The sequence below is a fragment of the Bacillus thermozeamaize genome (assembly GCA_002159075.1).
Lineage (GTDB): Bacteria > Bacillota > Bacilli > ZCTH02-B2 > ZCTH02-B2 > Bacillus_BB > Bacillus_BB thermozeamaize.
Map to the genome: position 1 here is coordinate 1 of LZRT01000033.1, position 1,840 is coordinate 1,840.

1 protein-coding gene is annotated in these 1,840 nt (G+C 55.7%); it reads right to left on the bottom strand.

Annotated features, from left to right (window positions below):
* Positions 1-152: 152 nt before the first annotated feature.
* Positions 153-1,742 carry a spore gernimation protein gene (locus tag BAA01_12290; protein OUM89822.1) on the bottom strand — a complete coding sequence of 530 codons (1,590 nt, stop codon included), beginning with the start codon at positions 1,740-1,742 and terminating at the stop codon, positions 153-155.
* Between the last annotated feature and the right edge of the window lie 98 nt (positions 1,743-1,840).

Sequence of the window (1,840 nt, forward strand, 5' to 3'; positions counted from 1 at the left end):
CGCCCATCCCGCTTAGCGTACAGGTCAGGATGGCGGTCACTTGCCGTGGCGAGATCACGTATGCGGCTTCCTCTTTCGCGATGTTCACGCGTTGCGCAATGTTGGATTGACTTCCTGGTTCAGCCATCTCAGATTCTCCTTTTCCGCCTCGGTTACCCAACCCGCTTGTCGTCGCGAGGCCTCATGATTTTTGGGCGGCTCCGCATCCAGAAGAGCGGCGCGCGAATCAGTGCATCTTTTAAATCAGAGGTACGGCTTGGCGAAATCGGCGCCATGTAGGGAACGCCGAACGACTTGAGACTGGAGATGTGGATGATGATCACGATCAAAAACAGCATGATGCCCAGCAGGCCGAAGGTGCCGGCGGCCAACATCATCGGAAAGCGCAACATCCGCAGGGCGATGGCCGCGCTGTAGCTGGGGGAGGCGAAGGAACCGACCGTTGTCAGGCCGACGATGATGACCAGAATGGGGCTGATGATCCCCGCTGAAACGGCCGACTCACCGATGATCAGGGCGCCGACAATGCCGATCGTCGGACCGATCGGACCGGGCAGCCGGACACTGGCTTCCCGCAGGATTTCCACGGCGATTTCCATCAGCAGTGCTTCCACCAGCGCCGGGAAAGGCACGGTGGCACGGCCGGCCATCATCGCGATGGCCAGTTTGGACGGGATCATTTCCGGGTGAAACGAGGTAAAGGCGATGTACAGGGAAGGCAAGAGCAACGCCATCGCCATGCTGATCAGGCGGATAAAGCGGATGAAGGTGCCGATCCCAAACCGCTCATAATAATCTTCCGGGCTGTGGTAAAACTGCGAGAAGACAGCCGGTGCGATCAGCACAAAAGGTGTGCCGTCGGTGACGATGACCACTTTTCCCTCCAGGAGGTTGGCCACCGCCTTGTCCGGACGCTCGGTATTCTGGATTTGGGGAAAGGGGGACCAGTGATTGTCCTCGATCAGCTGTTCCAGGTAGCCGCTTTCCAGGGCGCCATCGATGTCGATGGATTGAATCCGGTTGACCACCGCTTCGAGAACTTTTGGGTCGACGATACCGTCTATATAAATGATGGCGATATCGGTGTTGGTTCGCTTGCCGACCGTCATATTTTTGACGCGCAAATCGGGATCTTTGAGCCGCAGTCGGATCAGGGCCGTGTTCACGCGCATGGTCTCGGTAAACCCGTCGCGCGGGCCACGAACGACCGATTCAGTGTTCGGTTCCTGCACCGCGCGGCGCTCCCACCCCTTGGTGTTCATGAACAGCGCCATCTCTTCTCCGTCCACCAGAAGAATGGTATCGCCGGAAAGGAGGCTGCGGGTGATCTGCTGGAAGTCGTTGGCCTGTCCTACCTCGTTGATGGTGAGTCCGCTTCTTATCAGCTGATCGATCAGCGGGGGAGGAGTGGATTCATCCGATTTTTCGTCGGTGGGCTGGCGCGTATGGAACATCAGGCTCTTGAGGATGTAGCCGTCAATGAGCATGGCGTTGACCAGTCCGTCGATAAACACAATGGCTGCCTTTTTTTCCGGGTTTCCCGCCAGAATGATGTTTCTGATCACCAGATCATCGCTGTCGCCCAGGATCTGGCGGATCGTGTCGATGTTGTCAGCCAGTTTTCCGGACAATTTCATCTCTTTGAGGGCTTCCGTTTTCTTTTCTGCCTGTTTGGCCTGTTCCTCTTTTTTCTTTTTTTTAAGGTCTGAAATCTTCACGGGATGACGTACTTTGCGCACCATTTTCTCCCCCTTACAGGGATTAGTTTGATTTTCCATCCCGTTTTTATGCTTTCAGGAAAAAAGAAAGAAGGAGGGGCAAAAACCCCTCCCTTCTTTCA